20 protein-coding genes are annotated in these 20947 nt (G+C 60.9%); 15 read left to right on the forward strand and 5 right to left on the reverse strand.

Going from position 1 to position 20947, the window contains the following annotated elements; genetic code table 11:
• Positions 1-281: 281 nt before the first annotated feature.
• The 4 genes from KHO41_RS31830 (at position 282) to KHO41_RS31845 (ending at position 2065) form a co-directional block, all read left to right on the forward strand.
• A complete protein-coding gene (locus KHO41_RS31830) occupies positions 282-800 on the forward strand; it encodes a hypothetical protein (RefSeq protein WP_211957225.1) in 519 nt (172 codons plus the stop codon).
• A gap of 195 nt (positions 801-995) precedes the next feature.
• On the forward strand, positions 996-1232 hold the full coding sequence (locus KHO41_RS31835; protein ID WP_211957226.1) for a hypothetical protein: 237 nt from the start codon (positions 996-998) through the stop codon (positions 1230-1232).
• 25 nt (positions 1233-1257) lie between these two features.
• The gene (locus KHO41_RS31840; protein ID WP_211957227.1) at positions 1258-1572 is read left to right on the forward strand and encodes a hypothetical protein; all 315 of its coding nucleotides are present in this window, start codon (positions 1258-1260) and stop codon (positions 1570-1572) included.
• A gap of 259 nt (positions 1573-1831) precedes the next feature.
• Positions 1832-2065 carry a hypothetical protein gene (locus KHO41_RS31845; RefSeq protein ID WP_211957228.1) on the forward strand — a complete coding sequence of 78 codons (234 nt, stop codon included), beginning with the start codon at positions 1832-1834 and terminating at the stop codon, positions 2063-2065.
• A gap of 45 nt (positions 2066-2110) precedes the next feature.
• Here the strand turns inward: KHO41_RS31845 and KHO41_RS31850 are convergent, their stop codons facing one another.
• From KHO41_RS31850 to KHO41_RS31860, 3 genes are all read right to left on the reverse strand, one after another.
• On the reverse strand, positions 2111-3106 hold the full coding sequence (locus KHO41_RS31850; protein ID WP_211957229.1) for an SDR family NAD(P)-dependent oxidoreductase: 996 nt from the start codon (positions 3104-3106) through the stop codon (positions 2111-2113).
• 56 nt (positions 3107-3162) lie between these two features.
• The gene (locus KHO41_RS31855) at positions 3163-3573 is read right to left on the reverse strand and encodes an SgcJ/EcaC family oxidoreductase (protein WP_211957230.1); all 411 of its coding nucleotides are present in this window, start codon (positions 3571-3573) and stop codon (positions 3163-3165) included.
• 223 nt (positions 3574-3796) lie between these two features.
• Entirely contained in the window at positions 3797-4492 is a 696-nt protein-coding gene (locus tag KHO41_RS31860) for an alpha/beta fold hydrolase (protein WP_211957231.1), read from the reverse strand.
• Between the two features lie 168 nt (positions 4493-4660).
• Between KHO41_RS31860 and KHO41_RS31865 the strand changes: the two genes are divergently transcribed.
• A complete protein-coding gene (locus KHO41_RS31865) occupies positions 4661-5437 on the forward strand; it encodes an IclR family transcriptional regulator (protein WP_211957232.1) in 777 nt (258 codons plus the stop codon).
• 39 nt (positions 5438-5476) lie between these two features.
• On the opposite strand, the gene KHO41_RS31870 is transcribed toward KHO41_RS31865, so the two are convergent.
• The gene (locus KHO41_RS31870; protein ID WP_211957233.1) at positions 5477-6265 is read right to left on the reverse strand and encodes an IclR family transcriptional regulator; all 789 of its coding nucleotides are present in this window, start codon (positions 6263-6265) and stop codon (positions 5477-5479) included.
• Between the two features lie 117 nt (positions 6266-6382).
• Here KHO41_RS31870 and KHO41_RS31875 point away from each other — a divergent pair, with 117 nt between their 5' ends.
• From KHO41_RS31875 to KHO41_RS31920, 10 genes are all read left to right on the forward strand, one after another.
• Complete coding sequence (locus KHO41_RS31875; protein ID WP_211957234.1) at positions 6383-7825, forward strand: carotenoid oxygenase family protein; 1443 nt, start codon at positions 6383-6385, stop codon at positions 7823-7825.
• Between the two features lie 3 nt (positions 7826-7828).
• Positions 7829-9577, forward strand: a complete 1749-nt coding sequence (locus tag KHO41_RS31880; protein WP_211957235.1) for a class I adenylate-forming enzyme family protein — start codon at positions 7829-7831, stop codon at positions 9575-9577.
• A gap of 7 nt (positions 9578-9584) precedes the next feature.
• Positions 9585-11099: a carotenoid oxygenase family protein gene (locus KHO41_RS31885; RefSeq protein WP_244874129.1), complete on the forward strand. Its 1515-nt coding sequence runs from the start codon at positions 9585-9587 to the stop codon at positions 11097-11099.
• A 20-nt stretch (positions 11100-11119) separates the two neighbouring features.
• Positions 11120-12361 carry an acetyl-CoA acetyltransferase gene (locus KHO41_RS31890; protein WP_211957236.1) on the forward strand — a complete coding sequence of 414 codons (1242 nt, stop codon included), beginning with the start codon at positions 11120-11122 and terminating at the stop codon, positions 12359-12361.
• Positions 12361-13161, forward strand: coding sequence for an enoyl-CoA hydratase/isomerase family protein (locus KHO41_RS31895; RefSeq protein ID WP_244874130.1), 801 nt, complete (start codon positions 12361-12363; stop codon positions 13159-13161). Before KHO41_RS31890 ends, KHO41_RS31895 begins: the two co-directional genes overlap by 1 nt.
• Positions 13162-13217: 56 nt before the next feature.
• Complete coding sequence (locus tag KHO41_RS31900; RefSeq protein WP_211957238.1) at positions 13218-14021, forward strand: SDR family NAD(P)-dependent oxidoreductase; 804 nt, start codon at positions 13218-13220, stop codon at positions 14019-14021.
• Between the two features lie 255 nt (positions 14022-14276).
• Positions 14277-15257 (forward strand): Bug family tripartite tricarboxylate transporter substrate binding protein, encoded by a 981-nt coding sequence (locus KHO41_RS31905; protein ID WP_211957239.1) that lies wholly within the window; start codon positions 14277-14279, stop codon positions 15255-15257.
• 155 nt (positions 15258-15412) lie between these two features.
• Entirely contained in the window at positions 15413-16348 is a 936-nt protein-coding gene (locus tag KHO41_RS31910; RefSeq protein WP_244874131.1) for a Bug family tripartite tricarboxylate transporter substrate binding protein, read from the forward strand.
• A 206-nt stretch (positions 16349-16554) separates the two neighbouring features.
• Positions 16555-17628 carry a porin gene (locus KHO41_RS31915; protein ID WP_211957241.1) on the forward strand — a complete coding sequence of 358 codons (1074 nt, stop codon included), beginning with the start codon at positions 16555-16557 and terminating at the stop codon, positions 17626-17628.
• A 166-nt stretch (positions 17629-17794) separates the two neighbouring features.
• A complete protein-coding gene (locus KHO41_RS31920) occupies positions 17795-18856 on the forward strand; it encodes a phosphotransferase family protein (protein ID WP_211957242.1) in 1062 nt (353 codons plus the stop codon).
• A 509-nt stretch (positions 18857-19365) separates the two neighbouring features.
• On the opposite strand, the gene KHO41_RS31925 is transcribed toward KHO41_RS31920, so the two are convergent.
• Entirely contained in the window at positions 19366-20469 is a 1104-nt protein-coding gene (locus tag KHO41_RS31925; protein WP_211957243.1) for a porin, read from the reverse strand.
• Positions 20470-20947: the final 478 nt, after the last annotated feature.

Below are 20947 nucleotides of genomic sequence, written 5' to 3' on the forward strand. Positions count from 1 at the left end.
CCGGGCCATACATGTCACGCGCCTTCTCAGCGACCGCCAGGCCGGGAGGCCGCCGAAGGGAAACACCCAGCGATTCGGAGTCATGCGATTGGCGGCGCCCCGCTGGCGTCAGTCAATCACGCTGCTGATTGACTGGGATCGTGCTGTCAACGAAGGCTGGCCAGACCTGCGGTCACCGTTCTGCACCCGAGCCCGGGCCATCAGGAGCATTGGCCGCGGTCATCAGGCAAGCATCCGCCGGCTAGCCTGAAATGAAGACTGAAATTTCGTGAGGTAGCTCCATGCGTACGTTGCTGTATTTCAGTCTGAGAGACACCGCCACCGCGCGACTGGCACAAGCGCGATTGGGCGATTTGGCCGGCACCCCGGCACTCGTCGCAGGGCCGTGGTTTGTCCAGCGCGACAATCAACCCGTCGACGGATTGCCGACGATCGACGTCAGTCAGACAACGTACCGCGAAGAGGCTGCGATCACAGGAATGTTCGTCGGCGCGATCGTCGGCGCGCTTGTCATCTTCAGATACGGCGTTTCCGCCGGCGCCGGCGCCACGGCTGTTGCGTATGTTGGTGCCGTCATGCTTGGGGCGATGATCGGATGGTGGCTCTGCGGATTGGTCGGCGGCAAGATCGGTCGCCTTGCACTGTGGCGGCAGAATGCGCATCTCACATCGAGCCAATTGCTGATGATCGTCAGCTGCGACTCGCGATCGAAGGAAGCCCTGAAACAGCTCATCAATGAACTGGGAGGCGTCGGGGTCGACGAGCATAGTGACCTGATGCCGAATTTCAGATGGCTATGATTGCCGCTTCGGATCGGCCGTGCCGATGCGGCCCCGGAAACGTATGTTGCGCAGCCTGAGCGAGAAGGAAGTCTGGCGGCCGAATCCCCAGGTACCGATGGTTGGATCCTACTGCTCCGGACTCACATCAACTTCAATCCCTACTGGTCGTGGTATTACGTTGAAAAACTCACTCCTGGAAGGTTGAAGATGGCTATGGATCGCGTGACGGAGTACCGTGGGTTCGATATCCATGTCGATCTCAATCTGGCATCCAGGGACATGTTCGACGTCTGGTTCCAGGTTGAGGGACCCATGAGTCCGCCAGGCGTTGCAGCGATTGGCAAGCGAATCAAAGTCTTTGGCGGGCCGTACTCCAGACGTTGGGCTTACCTGGTGGCGGAGCTGGCAGGACGGGCCGCCGTGGACGTTATTCTTGGGCCGGATGAATGAGCGGAGCCGAGAGCGGAGGTCAGATATGCAAAGACGCGCCACGATTGGTGAATATGAAGTGTTGATCGAAGCGGAGCAACACCACGGTCCCACCCAGTTGGCCGGAGCGGTTGGCTACGTAGTGCGCTACTCGCTTGCTCGTACGGATTGCCAGCCCATCAGAGGCGATCTTCCCAGCGTACATTCCTACGATCTCATCGACGGCACCGACTACTTTCGCAGCGTCGATGCGGCGCTTGACTATGGAGAGGCAAAGGCTCGCGATGACATTGCTACATTGTCGCCAAAAGTAAATCGGACACATCCCGGCATATCCGCCTATGCTCGGTCCTTGTCGTAATAGAGCTCCGGTCCGATGGAGCCTTGCGACAGCGAAGAAAGCGGCAACATCGGGGAAGTGCATGCATCAACTATCACAAGATTTAAGGGAATGCGGCGTTTCCGCGTTCCCCGAAACAGCGATCACTGTTGACGCTATCTTGGAATAGGCCATCTTCGTCCAGATCCGGACGAGAATATAATTTCGGATCCACGTAGCATTCCAATCCACGAAGCAAGCAGCAATACACGGCGTAAGCCAATAAGATCCGAGGTGCAAGATGCAGCGAGACAAGTCTTTGTTGGATAGAATCCTCTTGGCGCTGCGGGCCGAGATCCAGGCATCGATGACCGATCTTCAGCTTGGCAAAGCCATTGGCAATGTCGATCCTTCCAAGTTGGCCCATCATCTCCTGCTCCTGCAGGACCATGGACTGGTGGAAAAAACCCCTGGTATGGCGTGGCGCCTGACGTGGAGCGGCCACGATCGAGCAGACGCCAGTCTGACATCTTAGCCTGCTAGCGCCAGGCAGCTAACGCGTTCGAGAACGCACACATTACTAGACTTTTATTGAGTTTTCAGACGCCAAGTCGGCAATTTCAGACCGGCCGCGAGCAGGCACCAGCGATTCAAGCTTGGCGACAACATCCGGCGGTGTTGCAGTGGATTTTGGTGTGTGTGCGTAGATATGCGGACGCCGCTCCTTGCGATCGAACCAGATCGCCTCGGGGCGTACCTGTACGGGCCGGCGGCTGGCCAACCACACAATGGTGTCGGCGCCCTTTTGATGATCGCGCAGCACGGATTTGAGGATGGCGACGAAGCGAGGCATCGAGCGGTTGACACTGGCGGTATCAACCCATCCGGGGTGCATCGCATAGAAGGACTTTTGTGTGCCGGCGAAGACCGCACGCCAATGCGCCATCAGCATCATCTGCGCCCGCTTGGCAAGGCCGTAGGCGCGCACGCCAAGATAGCCCGGGCCGGTGATATTAAGATCGTCGACCACCATCGCGTGGTTGTACATACCCCCCGAAGCTACCTCGATGACGGTGGCGTTGTCGCGCAGCATGTTGCGTCCCAGCAGTTCACGCAACAACAGATAGTGGCTGAGGACGTTGGTCGCAAACGAGGTCTCTATGCCCTCCTGGGTGATGATCTGGTCCCGCTTCTGAATGCCCACGTTGTTGACCACCACATCGATGCGCACGCCTTGCTGCTCTAGGCGGGCAACCAGCGCCCAGACGTCAGCCTGCAGTGAGAAGTCGGCTGTCTCGGTTTGTACCGCTTCCGGCCGCGTCACAGAGGCGGCGAACGCCTTCAGCTTGGCGGCATTTCGCGCAACGCAAATGACAGTAGCGCCCGCCGCTACGGCTTGTCGGGCCGCGGAAGCGCCAATCCCTTCCGAGCCACCAGTGACCAGCCAGGTTTGCCCGCGGAAATCCGGATCGATCCGGCGCCAGAACAATCTGCGGGCGTGATAGCCGATCGCACTGTAGCTCGGCGTGAAGCGGCAGTAGAACGCGATGATTTTCTTGAGTGGGGTCTTGGCCATGATGCTGGAACTAATAGGTGAGCTGGGATGCGATGTGCGGCGCGGGCGGATCAGCCTTACGCGTGAGGATCCGCGCTCAGGCCGAGCGCCTTCAGCAACGTAGGACGGTCGTAGTATTCCCTCCACAGCGAAATCAGCTCGCCGTCGAACTCGAGGATGCCGACCGTCGGAACCGAACGACCAACGCCATCAATGATGATTTCGTCGATTCGCTCCACGATGAGCGCCTCGTCGGCCGTACCCATGCGCTGGATATGCAGCTTGACATGCTTGTTAGGTTTTGCCGCTTTCTCGATGCGCTCAAGGAATGCTTGCCGCCCCACGCAAGGGTCCAGCATCACCGAATGCAGCACGCCGTCCGGGGCGAACAGGCTGGCGCACCTTTGCCAATCCCTTGCTTCCCAGGCTTGGGCCATTTCCCTAAAGACCTTCTTCTTTTGTTCGCTCGAAAGTTTGGATGCGATCATCTGGATTCCTCTTTTCGTTATCGGTTGAACTGTCGGCTGTCGTCCCTGACTGGCCGCTTGTTCTGCATGGTCTCGTGCCACCGTACTGTGCTGCTATCGAATACGGCGAGCCCCGAGGGCCCAGAATCGCTTCGGTTGAATTACAGTGCTTGCTGTGCTTTCTATCCAGAGCAATCGGGTGAATTTCTCGTATGTCGAGAAATCGGCACCACTACACGGCGTCTCATTCCCGAAGCAACTCCCGTAAAGCACTGGCAACTGATGAGGGTTGTTCGAGCGGCATCATATGTCCTGCCTGCTCTATCCAGGTCAGGCTGGCATTCGGTACCTGCGCGGCGATTTCCGCAGACAACGCAGGTGGTACGACGCGATCTTCGCGTCCGCAGATGACGGCGACTGGCATCTGCGCGGCAAGCAAGCCAGCACGTGTATCGCGCCGGGACATGATGGCCCGGATCTGGCGAGCGAAGACGTCGGGCCCAAGCGCTTCGAACATCGTGCGCATCGCTTGGGCCGGGACGCTGTCCCCGGCCCGCGCCGGATGGAGATTAAGCATCAGTAGTTTGTCTGTCAGCGCTGAGAAATCCGTATGGACTGCGTCGAGCAGTGTCTTGCGGCCGCCCGCTTGTTCAGGGCTCTCGGGCCGCATTGACGTACCAAGCAGCGCCAGGTGGGACACGCGCGACGGCGCTTGCGCCACGATTTCCTGAGCCACGTAGCCTCCCATCGAAAAGCCGGCAAGCGCGAAGCGCCCTTGCTGCTGCGCCAGCACGCTCTTGGCCATCTCGGCTATGCTGGTCTGCCAGCTCAGATCCGCGATACTGATATCCGCCACGTCGGTGAGCTGGGCCGCGACCGGGTTCCACACGCTAGCGGTGTTCATCATGCCCGGCAGCAACCATAGTCTGATGCGATTCAATGCCGTCTCCGTTTGACTAGAGTGGGGCGTGGCACGGTGTTACCTAATTGCCATGACAACGCGGTCAGCGAATCACCTTCATCGTGATGGTACGTGCCAGCGCCCCCGTTTGTCGCGATTAAACGGGACGGACTTTCGGCTTACAAGCGGAATTGCTATATTTGCTCAATGGATGAGAAAAAGACTACTTTGGCCCCGGTGGCCGGCACGCAGAGCGCCGCCAGAGCCCTGTCGCTGCTGCGGCATGTTGGCGCTAATCATGGTTCCGGCATCCGGCTTCGCGATCTGATCGCGGTGTCGGGGCTCGATCGCTCCACCACACATCGGCTGCTGACGTGTTTGATCGAAGAGGGCTTCGTCGAGCGCATCGGCTCTACTAAGTTCTACCGGCTCGGAATTGAAGCTTTGCAATGGGGTTTCTCGTCCGCCGGGCTGTCCAGCGTAAGCGATCGTTTTCGTCCGGTGATGCAGCGGCTGGCACGCCAAACAGGTGACACGGTATTCCTGCTCGTGCGCAGCGGCGATTTCGCCGTGTGCCTGTGCCGAGAGGAAGGCGATTATCCGGTCAAGGCCTTCATCGTGCAGGTCGGCGTGCGACGACTACTCGCCACCAGCGCAGTCGGTGTATCAATCATGGCAATGCTGCCCGATGAAGAGCTTGCGCAAATGCGTGCAAGAAATGGCAAGGAGTACAGCCGGCTCGGAATCAGCGCAAGCCGGCTGCACCAGCTGATTGCTCGCGCACGAAAGCTCGGCTACTCGGAGTCGGCGGATCCAGATGTCGAAATGAGTGGTGTCGGATGCGCGTTTGCGCTGACCCGCAACAGCTACGCAGGGATCAGTATCGCGGCGATCAATTCAAGAATGTCGGCAAAGCGGCGCGCGGAACTGGGCGAGTTGCTGGTACGAGAAGTTAGCCCGTTCGTATGGGGCGGCGAAGGATAATAGTCTTCAGACGGTAAATCTGGGTTGGACCCGCCCAAATCACATCAACTGTCGGGCTAAGGCTTGCAACTTAGGTCCAATCTCTTCCAGCAGCCAAGACCGGTTCAGTGGACGTCCCTGGAATGCGCAGTTAAGCGCCGCTGGCTCTCCGCGATCAATTCTGCCGAGGGGCACGGCCACTGCCTGTACATCGGGAAAGATTTCGCCAACCGACACGCAAGCACCCCAGCGCGAATATTCGGCCATGTTGCGGCGTAACTCCGTCTTGTGTCGCTCCCACTCCTCCGGCGCGCGGACCCGCAACTGATTCATCAAGGCTTCGCGCTCCGATGGCGTGCAGGACATCAGGTAGGCTCGCCCAATCGCGGTCCCGGCGAGCGACTGCCGTGTGCCTACATCCAACGGATAGACGTTGTGGTGATGCGAGCGGATTGCCTCGATATAGACGACGCTAAGGCGGTCCCGGATACCGATTGACACCGAGCCTCCCGTGCTTTCGGCAAGCTCGAGCAGGTAGGGGCGTGCGCGCCTGCGGACCGTGAACAATTCCAGCAATGGATAGCTCAGAGCGAGCACAGCACTTCCAAGCCGGTATTTGCCGTGTGGCTCATCTTGGGCCAGATAGCCCATTGCCACCAGCGTATAGGTCAAGCGCGAGATGGTTGCCACCGGCAACTCCAATCGGCGCGAGAGCTCCTTGTTACCCAGGACCGGCTCTTCCGGTGTAAAGGACCGCATAAGCGCGATCCCCCGCGCCAAGGTCGTGGCGAACTGGCGGTCTCCCTCGTATTCGAGCTGGTCGAGTGGTACGCGGCGCGTGATGGACATAGGCCAATTATGACATATCGAAATAACGATCAATATATCAAAAATGCTTGGGCTTTACTCGCCGTCCCTCCCTAGACTGGCGCCATCGATCTTGATCGCGCAACGGAGGCACTCAGTATGCAAGGCGGCGATATGCCCATCCTCGACAATCCCGCACTAAGCGGCAACAACGCGGGCATTCAGTGCGAAGACTCTTTTGAGGAGTTGCCAGTAATCGGCAGCGTGCCGGTGGATCTGAATGGCCTGTATGTGCGCAACGGACCAAACAACTTCTTTCCACCTGACTGGCGCTACCATGCCTACGACGGCGACGGCATGCTGCATGCGGTGCGCTTCCGTAACGGCAAGGTGAGCTACCGTAACCGATGGATCGCCACCATCGCGCTGCAGGAAGAAAAGGCCGAGGGGCGCGCGCTGTGGAAGGGACTGAAAGAACCGCTGCGCGCGGACCGGCCCGACGAGCCGCTCAAGAACACCTCCAACACCGATGTGAAGTACCACGCGGGCCGGCTAATCACCATGTGGTACCGCTCCGGTATGCCATACGCGGTGGATCCCGACAGTCTGGAGACCATTGGCCAAGCCGATTTCGGAGGCGCCATTTCACGGATCTCGGCGCATTCCAAACCGGACGAGCACACCGGCGAGTTGCTGTTCTTCGACTATGGCTTGACGCGGCCGTTCATGGAATACGGCGTGATCGGACCGGATCGCAAGGTCGTCCATCGCACAGAGATCCCGCTTGATGCGCCTGCTCTTCCGCACGACATGGCGATCACTGAGCACTACAGTATTCTGCACGACTTCCCGTTGCGGCCAGATGCCGAGGCGCTGCGCGCGGGACGCTACAAGCTTCGCTTCGATGTCAGCCAGCCGTCGCGCTTTGCAGTGATCCCGCGCTATGGCCGCGCAGACGAGATCCGCTGGTTCAGTGCCAAGCCAACGTACATGCTGCACGTTGTCAATGCATGGGAAGAAGGCGACGAGATCGTGATGATCGGCACGCCGTACCGCATCCACGCAGGCCCCGATGGTCAGCCGGACGCGAGCAGGTTGGAGCGAACCATCCATTTGCGGCAGCGCGACTTCCTGCTCTATCAGTGGCGCTTCAATCTGCAGACAGGCGAGACGCAAGAAGGGCCGATCGATGACGTGCTCAACACGGAATTCCCCGTCATCAATAGCCTGTATCAGGGGCGCAAGAACCGCTGGTCCTACAACGTGGTGTTTCCGCATGGCGGACACGAAGAGCCACGTTTCCCGGGGCTGGTCAAGTATGACCTCGAGACTGGAGGCTACGTTGCCTACAGCGCCGGACCGCGCCATTTCTACAACGAGCCCGGGTTCGCGCCGCGCGACGACAGCGTGGCCGAAGACGACGGCTACTTGGTCTGCTTTGTCTGGAACCCCGTTGATGCCCGCTCCGAAATTCAGGTGTTTGATTGCAGGGGAGCGAGCCTCGCTCAAGGACCAGTTGCGCGCGTGCTGTTGCCCCGCCGCGTACCCAACGGTTTTCACGCCACCTTTGTCAGTCAAGCAACGCTCAATCGTTGGAAGTAAATCATGATCTTGGTACCCAGGGACAAAATCGAAGACTATGTCGCGCGCGGTTGGTGGGGCGAGCGGACGCTTGGCGCAATCTTCGTCGAGACCGCGGTGCGGCAGCCTACCGCCTTCGCAGTCGCCGACCCACCTAACCGGTCTGAGCTGTGGGGCAACGCGGCGCAACGGTGGACGTGGGGCGAACTGCTCGAGCAAGTCGGCCGCTACACCGTGTGGCTGCACCGGCAAGGGTTGCGCAAGGACGACATCATTGTGCTGCAGCTGCCGAATTCCGTTGAGCTGCACGCGCTATACATGGCTTGTGCCATCTCGGGCGTCATCGTGTCGCCTGTGCCGATGCAGTACCGCCAGCATGAGTTGTCCCATGTGTTGAGCACCACCAGCGCCAAGGTCGCCATCACGACGCAGCGCGTCGGGTCCTTCCAAGCGGCCGAGCAGTGGGCCGCCTACATGACGCAATGCGTCGCGCTGGAGCAGGTCTGGTCCTATCGGGACGGGTCGGGCGACGCCTTGCCGCCCGCCATCGGCGACCTTGACGCCGCGCTAACGGCCACCACTGGATGGAACGCGGCCGCGCTCTGCGCGCACATGGAGGCGATTGGCCTGACGGCGCATGACGTCTTCACCATCTGCTGGACCTCTGGCACCGAAGCAAGCTCCAAGGGCGTGCCGCGCAACCACAATGAGTGGTTGGTAGTCGGTCAGTCGGTAGTGGAGGCCGGCCGCCTCCAGCCCGGCAACCAACTGCTGATTCCTTTTCCCTTCGTCAACATGGCGGGAGTCTCGACCAGCCTCGTGGCGTGGCTGCTGATCGGCGGCGGCTTGCATCATCATCACCCGTTCGACATCGAGGTATTCCTCGCGCAGTTGCGAACCAGCCCAATTGACTATACGGTGGCGGCGCCGGCCGTGCTGAGCCGACTGCTCAAGGAGCCGGAGCGGCTCAGGGAAGTCGACCTGCAGCGCCTGAAACGCATTGGTTCGGGCGGCGGCCCGCTGGCGGACTGGCTGGTCGCACAGTTCGCACAGCGCTTCAATATCGAGATCGTCAATTATTTTGGTTCGAACGAAGGCGCGGCACTGTCGTCGACTCCGGAGGACATCCCCGATCGCAGCCAGCGCGCATTGTACTTTCCGCGGATGGGAGTGCCCGGTTACACCTGGTCGCATTCCAATGCCAAGCGAATCCGCACGCGCCTCGTCGATCCCGATACCGGCGCGGAGGTCAATGAGCCAGGTCACATAGGCGAACTCCGCTTCCAGGGACCGGCGATCTTTAGCGGCTATTTCAATGCGCCGGAGCTGTCGGCGCGCGCCTTCGACGAGCAAGGCTTTTACCGCACCGGAGACCTGTTCGAAATCGCTGGGGATGGTAATCAGTTCTATCGCTTCGCGGGGCGCCACAAGGACATCGTGATCCGCGGTGGCATGAATATTTCGTCGGAGGAAGTGGAGAACCTGCTGCTCGGCCATCCAGATGTCAGGGAGGTGGCGGTAATCGGCACCCCCGATCCGACACTGGGCGAACGGGTCTGCGCGGTAGTGGTGCAGCAACCGGGGGCTACCGTCACGTTACCTTCCCTGGTGGCGCATTTGCGCGCGGAAGGTGTCGCAGCCTTCAAACTGCCAGAGCAACTGCTGATCACGGCCGAGCTTCCACGCAACCCGGTCGGCAAGGTTCTCAAGCGGGAGTTGCGCCAGTTGCTGGCGGGCGTAAGTCAGAACATGAGTGCGACAGTGCAGATGTAGCGCTAATTTGCCCCGCATCGATCCCATTCATACAGCGAGTCAACCCATGCACGTCGAAATCGTCGGAGAGGTCCACCCTACGCTAGCGCTTGAAGGGCACCCCTATACTTCCGGGCCGTTCACGCCTAACTATCGCGAGGTCAATGCCACTGACCTTGAGGTCGAGGGAACAATCCCGGAACGCCTCAATGGCGTCTATCTACGCAACACGCAGAATCCGGTGCACCAGCCGCTCGGAAAGTTCCATCCTTTCGATGGTGACGGGATGTTGCACCTGATGAGTTTTCAAAACGGTCGCTGCGAATACCGTAACCGGTTCGTCCGCACCGAGGCGTTCGAGCAGGAGCAACAAGCCGGGCGGGCGCTGTATGCCGGCCTGATCGACAAGCCGAGCTTGTCGGAGCTGCCGGGCTGGGGCGCGCGCGGCGGGCTGCGCGACAGTGCCGCGACCGACGTCATTGTCCATGCGGGCAAAGCCCTCGCGATGTTTTATCAATGCGGCGAACCATACCGGCTGGATGCACGCACACTGGAATTCGAGGGGGTCGATGCCTGGGGGGGCGAAGTGCTGCGCGACTGCGGCCTCTCCGCCCATGCCAAAGTCGATCCGCGCACCGGCGATCTGCTCTTCTTCAACTACAGCAAGGACGCTCCTTACATGCATTACGGCGAAGTCGACCGGCAAAACCGGCTGGTGCACTACGTGCCGGTGCCGCTGCCGGGCCCACGGCTTCCGCACGACATGGCGTTCACGGAACATTTCGCCATCCTGAATGACTTTCCGCTGCATTGGGACGAGAATCTGCTTCCGGAAGGGAAGCACAAGCTCAGCTACTACCCTGACAAGCCGTCGCGCTTTGCCATCGTACCGCGCCGCGGGGCCGCATCGGCGCAGATCCGATGGTTCGAGGCAAGGCCGACCTACGTGCTGCATTGGCTCAATGCTTGGGAAGACGGCGACGAGGTGGTGCTGCACGGCTATCACCAGAAGACGCCAATGCCGAAGGCCGGCTACGACAACACCGGCAACACCATGGGCCCGGACCGGTATGGCCCAACGCTCTATGAATGGCGCTTCAACCTGTGCACAGGCGCTACGCGAGAACGCCGCCTGGAAGAGCGTCATCTCGAGTTCGGCATGGTCAACATGGAGTACTGGGGCAAGCCGTACCGCTACTCGTACAACATGATTGCGCACCCCGGGTCCTTCCTGTTTGACGGCATCCTCCGCTATGACCATACCAGCGGCGAATCGCAACAGTACCTGTTTGGCGAAGGCCGCTTTGGCAGCGAGTCGCCGATGGCGCCGTGTCATGACGCGCAGGGCGAGGACGATGGCTATGTGATTACCTTTGTCACCGACATGAACACCGACCGTTCCGAATGCGTGGTGCTGGACGCCCGTGATCTCACTGCCGGCCCGGTCGCACGCATTTTCCTACCACATCGCATCAGCAGCGGCACGCATGCGTGCTGGGCCGACGCGAAGGACATCCAGTCCGATTGGGCTGGCTTGCTGTGAACCCCAACTGAGCCATTGACATGAGCCAATCCGCATACATCCTCGGCGGCTATCAAACCGACTTCGCCAAGGCCTGGTCCCGCCACGGACAGGACATCTCCGACATCATCCGCGAAACCACGCTCGGCACCCTCGACGCCTGCGCGCTCGATGTCGCGCAGATCGAGAGCATCCACGTCGGCAATGCGTTCGGGGAGCTGCAACGTCAGCAGGCGCACCTCGGTGCGATGGTGGCGCAAGTCGTGCCAGAACTGTGGGGCGTACCTGCCATGCGCCATGAGGGAGCCTGCGCGTCGTCGTCGCTGGCAGTGCTGACGGCGATGGCGGAGCTCGAAGCCGGACGCTATGACTGCGTGCTGGTGCTGGGCGTCGAGGAGTTCAAGAACATGTCGGGCCACGAGGCCTCGAAGAATCAGAACTCCGCCGCGTGGCAAGGCCGGGAAGATATCGACTGCACCTTCATGTGGCCTGCGGCATTCGGGCGCATCGCGCAGGAATATGAGCGCCGTTTCGGCCTGGATCGCAAATACCTGAACCGGATCGCCGAGATCAACTACAGCAATGCCCGTCGCAATCCGTTGGCGCAGACCCGCAACTGGCAGTTCAATGCGGACAGCTTCACGGACAACGACGAAGCCAACCCGCTGATTGAGCCGGGCACGCGCCGCCAGGACTGCGGCCAGGTGACCGACGGCGGCTGCGGCATCGTGCTGGCCTCGCCGCGCTTCGCGCAGGAGTATGCGCGCCGACGCGGCACGTCGATCGAGCAGCTGCCGCGCATCGCCGGCTGGGGGCATCGCACCGCGGGCCTGCGCTTGCAGGACAAGTTGGAGCGCAGCCGTGACCAGGCCTATGTATTCCCGCACCTGCGCCACGCCATCGAGGATGCCTGGCGACGGGCCAATGTGACGGGTATTGAGGCGATCGACGGGGTAGAGACCCATGATTGCTTCACCACCACCGAGTATGTGGCGCTGGACCACCTCGGCCTTACGCCGCCGGGGCAGAGCTGGCAAGCCGTGGAAGACGGCAGCATCGAACCGGGCGGACGGTGCCCGGTCAATATGAGCGGCGGCCTGATTGGATGTGGGCACCCGGTGGGCGCCACCGGCGCGCGCATGTTGTGGGATGCCGCGCGCCAAGTGACCGGCGCGGCGGGTGAGTCGCAAATCGAAGGCGCCAAACGGCTCCAGACGCTGAATATCGGCGGATCGTGCGCCACCGTGGCCAGCTTTGTGGTCGAGCGGGAGGGGAAAGCGTGATGCCGCTTGCTGATCTGCGTGCCGATACGACCGACGCCATGCCGGTGCTGGCATGGCGGGAAGGAAGCTTGGCGCATATTCGCTTCAACCGGCCGGGGGCGCGCAACGCCGTCGACCTTGCGATGGCACGGGCCTTCCGCGTAGCCTGCGAAGACCTCGCTGTCGCCACCGATGTGCGCGCACTGATCCTGAGCGGTGAAGGCCGGGCTTTCCTGTCCGGCGGCGATCTGCAGGCGATGACCTCGGCGATTGACAGCGCCGCCGAGATCGTCGACGAGATGCACAGCGCGCTTGCCGTGCTGGAGCGTCTCGAATTCCCGAAGGTGGCCGCCGTGCACGGCGCGGTAGCGGGCGGGGCCATTGGCGTGATGCTGGCCGCGGATCTGATCGTCGCCGCGCAGGATACGCGTTTCAATGTCGCCGCCGCGCTGGTCGGTGCGAGTCCCGAGTGCGGCACGACGTGGCGCCTGCCGCGCGCCGTGGGGCTGCGCCGAGCGCTGGAACTTGCGCTGTTGTGCGAGCCGCTTTCCGCGCCAGACGCATTCGCTGCCGGCCTGATCAACCGCGTGGTGGCGCCGGCGGAGCTTATGGCGGAGGCCGAGGCGATCGCGCGTCGCCTGGCGGCCGGCCCGCCGCTGGCCCTGGCGCTGACGCGACGCTTGCTGATCGATGCCAGCGAGCGCGATTTGATGGCCCACCTACGCGCCGAGGCCGAAAGCTTCGCGCTATGCGCAGCTAGCGCGGACTTCGCTGAGGGTGTGACTGCGATGCTGCAGAAGAGGCAGGCACACTTTGGATGACACCAATCGGAGCGAGCGGACTGCGGCTCCGCTCGCTCAAAGAGTCTGGCGAAAACATGGACAATGAATTGCAGGACACACACAGTAGTGCGGCCGTCGCGCCATCGCAGCGCTTTCGGCTAGATGGGCGCGTGGTGCTCGTCACCGGCGCATCGAGCGGACTCGGCAAGCACTTTGCCTCTGTGCTGGCGGAGGCCGGCGCGCGTGTCGCGCTCGCCGCGCGTCGCGTGGACAAGCTGCAGCCGATCGTCGAAGCGATCTCCCAAGCGGGCGGAACTGCGTGCGCATTCGCGCTTGATGTGACCGACGCGAAAAGCATCCAGGCATGCTTCGACGCGATACCGTGGGGTACGCCGCAGGTGGTTGTCAACAATGCCGGGGTCGCGCAGACGAGGCCGGCGCTAGAGCAGACCAAGGCAGACTTCAATGGGGTGATTGACACCAATCTGAAAGGGTCCTGGCTGGTCGCCTGCGAAGCCGGCCGGCGCATGGCGAACGCCGGCGGCGGCAGCATTGTCAATATCGCCTCGATTCTTGGCGCCAGGGTGACGGCAGGCGTTGCACCGTATGCCATCTCGAAGGCTGGCGTAATCCAGGCGACCAAGGCATTGGCGCTCGAACTGGCGCGGCACCGGATCCGGGTCAATGCGCTACTACCTGGCTACGTGAAAACCGAGATGAATGAAGATTTCCTGCGCAGCGAGGCCGGCGAGAAGTTGCGACTGCGTATTCCCAGTCGGCGCTTCTGCCAGCTGACTGACCTGGACGGGCCGCTTCTGCTGCTGGCATCGGATGCTGGCGCGGCAATGACCGGGACGACGCTGGCGGTGGATGGCGGACATCTGGTGAGTCCGCTATGAATGCCGATCTGCCGGCCCGTGCCGAAGCCACGATTCTAACGCGAGCACAGCGGGATGGCGCGGAAGGCCCTTGAGGTCCGCTGCTTGCTACGCCGACGAGGAAAATCCCACGATGTGAGCTGTTCTTTCGAAGCTATTTTCCACCGCCTGCGTTGTGCGCTCTAATTCTGCAATGAAGGGAAGCTGGCGCTGCAGGCCCACCATTCCAGACCATAAGAAAGGCGGCCATGACAGCCGTCTACAGGAGACAAGAGCATGTCCACGAAAACCCGCCGATCGTTCCTCGCGTTCGCTGCCCAAGTCGCGTGCCTCGCGTCGCTCGGCAACCCCGTGTGGGCCCAGTCAAAGCCGGTGACGCGGATCGTCGTCCCCTTCGCGCCCGGCGGCGGTGGCGATGTGCTGGGGCGCCTGCTGGCGGAGAAGCTTTCCGTCGAACTGGGCCAGACCATCATTGTCGAGAACCGGCCAGGAGGCAGCGCTACGATTGCCACCGACGTGGTGGCCAAGTCCGCGCCGGATGGCAATACGATCCTGCTGACGGTGCCGCTGCTGGTGCAGACGCCATCGCTGTTCAAGAAGCTGCCCTATGACGCGATCGCAGACTTGACGCCGGTCATTGACGTGGTCACTTCGCCGCTATGGGTGGCGGTCAGTACATCGAGGACCTCGGCGCGCACCGTCAAAGAGTTCGTGGCGGACGTCAAGGCGCATCCGGGCAAGCATAGCTTCGCCTCGCTCGGCAACGGCTCCTCGGCACATCTGCTGGGCTCGCAGTTCAACGCTGTGGCCGGGCTGGACATGATCCACGTGCCCTACAAAGGCTCTGCCCCCGCGAGCGTGGCGCTGGTCGCGGGCGAGGTGTCACTCACGATCCTGGATATCGTCACGCTGAAGCCGCAACTGGCATCGGGCAAGATCCGTCTCCTAGGGGTCACTGGCGGCAAGCGGTCGCCGTTGACGCCCGAGGTGCCGACGCTGGCTGAGCAAGGCTATCCGGGCTTCGATCTGCCGACCTGGGCCGGCCTGTTCGTCCCCAGCAAGACGCCGCCAGAGATCGTCCGCAAGCTGCACGCGGCGACAGTGAAGGTTCTCCATCAGCCCGATGTCGTAGCACGCCTCGGCGGCCTTGGCTACATGCCCGGCGGCCAGTCCCAGGAATCGTTTGCCAAGGGAATCGGTGCCGAAAAGGTGCGCTGGGCCGAGCTGATTGGCAAGGCCGGGATTCAACCGGACTGATCTGCCGCTGCCGGCCTGATGGGGCCGGTCAGTCGCAACAATGCTGTGACATTTGCCACTGCGCGTACGCGCAGGGCCCCCTTTTTTGCTTCCGAATTTGTCGAGGTGATCCAATGACGTGGATTGCATTCCCCCGCCGGCGTGCCCTGATGGCGATGCTGGTTCTGCTGTGCGGCCCGGTTGCGGCCCAATCGTATCCCGATAAGCCAGTGCGGGTCGTGTTGCCGTTCCCCGCCGGCGGCGGTACCGATGTGGTCGCACGTATCGCCGGTGCGGCGCTGCAGACCGGTATGAAGCAAGCCATCGTGGTCGATAACCGGCCCGGTGCCAGCGGCGTGATCGGCAGCGATTATGTCGCCAAGGCCCAGCCTGACGGCTATACGCTCCTGTTCACGATTCCGATCCTGCTACAGACAGCCAGCGCGATGCCGAAGATTCCGTATGACCCGCTGCGCGATTTCGTTCCCGTGACCACCTTGGTCAGCGCACCGCTGTGGCTGGCTGTCAGCACCAGCCGCGTCAAGGCTACCGATTTCGCAGGGTTCACTAACGAGGCGAAAGCCACCACCAAGAAGTGGGAATACTCGTCGTTCGGCAACGCCTCGTCGTCACACTTGTACGGCCACGCACTGAATCAGGCGCTAAGTGCCGGCATGCTCCATGTCCCCTACAAAGGGGGCAGTGCCGCCGTGCAAGCGCTGGCGAACGGGGAGGTCGCCGCGATGTGGACCGACTATCCGTCGGTGCGTCCCTATGTCGCATCCGGGAAGGTGCGCATCATTGCCTCGTCCGGTGCCAAACGAAGCCGCCTGACGCCCGAAGTTCCCACGCTGTCGGAACTTGGCTTACCCGGATTCGAAGCGCTCGGCTGGGGCGCCTTCTTCGCACCTGCGGGAACGCCCCCGGAGGTCATCAAGCGCTTGCAGACCGAGATTTCGGCGGTGACGCGCAATCCCGACGTCGTCAAGAAATTTGCCGATCTGGGCTACGAGCCCGGAGGTAAACCGCAGCCGGAATTCGCCGCCGACGTCCGCGCCGATCAGGCACGCTGGTCCGCCTTGATCAAGGCGGCCGGCATTCGGCTGGACTGAGCCTTCGTAGGGCGGCCTCTTTAGTTACCTCGATACGGGAGGGGGGCCAATACTGCGTAAGGAGGGGCGGCGCGTTATCTCATATCTCTAAATAAATTGCTCTTCAGAAGCATTCTTCTGATGAGCAGGACTGCAGGAAAAACAATCTGCCGCTGCGGGATGAGGATTTCCGCAGGTTGTGCATCACATCGATAAGGAGGCGTGTTTTGAACAAGTTTGGACGGGTTCGGGTTCTGGCATCGGTTATGGCGGTGAGTGCAACGGGAATGTCGGCGCAGGCCGTATTCGCACAATCCAGTGTGACGATCTACGGTGTGGCTGACACCTATCTGGAGTACAGCAGCAACAATCGTTCCGCAACTGCGGGAGATAACAGCGCCAAGTCGGCGGTCAAGCTCACCTCTGCCGGCTTGTCCGGCCCGCGTTGGGGCTTGCGCGGCGTGGAAGATCTGGGTGGCGGCATGAAGGCCCTGTTCGTGCTGGAGAGCGGCTTCAATATCGACACCGGTACGATGGGCGATACCTCGCGATTGTTTAACCGGCAATCCTTTGTCGGCATGGAATCGCGCTATGGACGGCTAACGTTTGGCAGGCAATACACGACACTTTTTGACATCCTGGCCAACTTTACACCGCTCTACTACTCGGGTACCTACGAACCGTTCTCGGTGCTGCTTGGACCCTTGCGCGTTGATAACGCCGTCAAGTACCGCCTCGCACTTGGCGCACTGACGGCGCAGGCTCACTACGCTTTCGGCGAACAGCCCGGCTCGGTCCAGGGCAGCGCAGCCTGGGGCGGCGGCGTCAGCTACGGGTCAGGTCCGTTTGCGGTATCGGCGATCTATGACCAGGGCAATGGCCCCGACACCGCCGCCGGCATCGCCAAGTCGCGCAAAGCAGCACTGGCCGGCACCTATGCGCAAGGACCGATCCGGCTCTCGGCCGGCTACCGTTGGGGCAAGGATGTCGCTGCAAACGGCGTTACTTCATCGCGCGACAATATGTATTGGGCAGGCATTGGCTACGAGATCGCCCCGGCATTCCAGCTGACACTCGCCTACTACTACGACGACATCAAGTCGAAGGCAGGCGTCGCCAAACCGGCCAATGCGCAACAGTACGTGTTGCAGGGAATCTATTCGTTATCCAAGCGCACCGAGGTCTATGGCGCGGCCGCCTACGCAGAAAACTCTGCTCTCAACTTCGCTTCGCTGCAGACGCTCGCACCGGGGAAAACTAACCAAACCGGGGTTGCGCTGGGGATTCGGCACAAGTTCTGAGTGATTAGGGCGCCGGTCTCGGCACGCAAGATGTGTAGTTCTTGTGTGGAGGCATATGGCCCACGAGTGGTCGTATGCCTTCAAATCTATGGCGGCTCGATCGCAGGTAACACATCTACGCTAGCGAAGATGATGAAGCGTAACGCTTTCGACGCCGAGGACAAAGATGACGAACAGGCATGATTTCGCTGGAACGGTGCCGGTGCGCGCGCACCATCAGTTCGACCAGGCGGCCCTGGAGCGTTGGATGGAAGAGAATGTGGCGGGCTATGCGGGGCCGCTCACGATCGACCAGTTCAAGGGCGGCCAGTCGAACCCCACATACCGCCTGAGCACGCCTGGCCGCAGCTATGTGCTGCGGCGCAAACCGAGCGGCGCTTTGCTGAAGGGGGGCCATGCGGTGGAGCGTGAAGCGCGCGTGATGGCGGCGCTCGGCCAAGCGGATTTCCCGGTGCCGTATATTCACGGCCTTTGCACCGACGATTCGGTGATTGGCAGCTGGTTCTTTGTCATGGATATGATCGAAGGCCGGACCTTCTGGGATGCCAGCTTTTCCGATGTTTCACGGCATGACCGTGCGGCGTACATGGACGCGATGAACGCGACGCTGGCACGGTTGCATATGATAGATGCCGCGTCGATCGATCTCAGCGATTTCGGCAAGCATGGGCGTTACGTGGCTCGCCAAGTAGCGCGCTGGTCGGATCAATACATAAGTGACGATCTGGCTGGTCGGCATCCCTCGATGGATCTGCTTATCAACTGGTTGCCTCGGCATCTGCCGGCCGCCGAGGAGGTTGCCATTCTCCATGGCGACTTCCGGGCCGACAACATGATTTTTCATCCTTCCGAGCCCCGGGTGTTGGCGGTACTGGATTGGGAGCTATCCACCCTTGGTGATCCTCTTGTTGATCTGGCCTACCATGTAATGATGTTCCGCATGCCGTCCGACATCCTGGGTGGCATCGCGAGCCTGGACTCGGCAGCCTTGGGATTGCCGGATGAAGCTGCGTATGTCGACGCCTATTGCAGGCGTACAGGTCGCGATGGTATTCCGAATCTCGATTTCTACATCGCCTTCAACATGTTCCGCTTCGCTGCGATCCTGCATGGCATCAAGGGCAGAGTTGCGCGCGGCACGGCGTCCAATGCCGACGCGCATGCCATGGGCGAACGCTTTGCGCGCGTGGCCGAGCTGGCTTGGGCGCAGGCCAAGCGGGTGGGTTGAAGAGGCTGGACCGGGATTTTGCGTTAGCTCTTTTGCGTCGCGCACTGACGGTCGTGACCCGGCTACCCGGCCGCATCGACGCATATGTACCGGCCCGGATGCCGGCCCATGCGTCTTTCATCGGGGGGATAAGGCCAGGGAGCCATAGTTTTGAAGTCCAGACCACATTTTTGGAGACTGTCAAACACCGAAATTTCGAAGCAGACACACCGCGGCAACGAATTTTGCAAATATTGTCCAGTCCAGGTCAGATTGTGACAGGCAGGGTCAGGTCCGTGCGCGAGGGCAGCAGCATGTGGCCATGATCACGCAAACCGTCGGCGAGTCATCTTCATCAAGGAGTGCGGCAAGACGTTCAAGAAGGAAGGAGCGGCCACGCGGCGGTAATGTCAAGCAGGTGGAAGTTCTTGCACGCATTAGCCTGACTTTATCCCATATCTACGGATCGACACCGAGCTGATGCTCGTTTGCGGCCGCCCGGCATCTTGCCGGGGCGGCCGTTTTTTAATTTAGAAGATGTGCTTCATTCCCACCATGGCGCCGAGTTGGTTTCCACCGGCATTGGTGTTGGTGCCGGCTTGGCCAGCATTGACTGACAAGGTGAGGTTGCCGCGGTTATCGATATAGCCTGCCGTTGCGTACACGGAAGTGCGCCTGCTCAAGGCATATGTGCCACGTGCTGCGAACATCCATGCCTTATTGGCGCTGTCGTGGAACCGCTGGTGAAACCCTTCCGCATCGACGCTAAAGGCCGGTGTGATAGGAAAGGACGTGCCAAGATAGTAGAGGTCGCTGATTGAAGTTGGGCTCCCTTCATTATTTCGACGGAGCCAGCCACCACCAATCTTCGCCTGGCCGAGCATGAAGTAGCCGTTGACGGAAAGCCGATCGTCCTTTAGATCGCTTCTGGTGAGGCCGCCAAAGGCACCGGCACCACCACGTTGCGAGTCATATGCGGCCCCGACACTCCATGATGACGTATCGTATTTGAGTAGTACGGACCATTCGCGACAGGCTGATTTGTCCGCTGGGTTTTCTCCAGCGCAGTTCGTACCGGCGGGGCTCGGCCCCGCATTGACTGAATCGCGACCGAAGCTGTAGGTAGCGCCGATAGTAATGCCACCAAAGGTTCCCTTGTAGGAAAGGGCGTTATCCGCCCGCGCATTGGGCAGGTAGGTGTCGAACGACCCGGAGCCGAAAATGTTCGGTCCGAGCATGTCCGGCTCCGCCATAGCCCAGAACAACATCGTATACTGTCGGCCGACCGCGACCTGTCCCCATTGGCCACTAAGCCCAACAAGAGCTTGACGGCCGAAGATGCGCCCCCCTTGATTGGCGACGCCGGTGTCTGGCGCAAAGCCCGATTCAAGCCAAAAGAGTGCTTTGTTTCCTGCGCCGAGATCTTCCGTTCCTCGCAGACCCCAGCGCGACGGAACTGTGCCGGAAAGATTCGGCATGAACGCTACGGAACTTCGGCTTGCACCGACTCCGTTCACAAAGGCAACTCCAGTGTCCACCACGCCGTAGAGCGTCACCCTGCTCTGTGCGTGAGCAGGCGTCGTTATCAGAGTGACTGTCGCCACCAAGCCAGCGATCTTCGTGTGGAATTTCATTCTTGTCTCCTCGATTTGTCGTTGTGTACGCTCCGTGCAGACGTAGGGATACCCACGCCGAGCCCGGGGCGCGTTTTTAATGCAAGAAAAATGTCGATTACCGTTCCGTCGACAGTAGAACAGCGCCTGGTATCCGGCACTGATGGGTTCTCTGACAAGGAAACATCAAGTCGGATCCGATCTGGATAGTCCGTGAGTGTGAAAAGTCTGGGCGTTAATCCGTCACAATCGGCTAAGAATATATTTAGCTAACTCGACGGTTGCGATTACTCTTTAATGGTCACTATCGCCGCAATCTGTGGAAGCATTTGCTATGCCAAGTTTTCGAGCGCCTGCGCACGGAGCTTCGCACTTCACGGGCCTATAGCCATAGCGTTATACACATCTCAGCGCCCACCGCGGCCCCCAATGAAGCGTTTACCTTCAGTGATTCGCGAGCATCGCTTGTAAACTTCGTCGAGATCGCGTTTACTTTGGC

Source organism: Cupriavidus numazuensis, from assembly GCF_905397435.1.
Taxonomy (GTDB): domain Bacteria; phylum Pseudomonadota; class Gammaproteobacteria; order Burkholderiales; family Burkholderiaceae; genus Cupriavidus; species Cupriavidus numazuensis.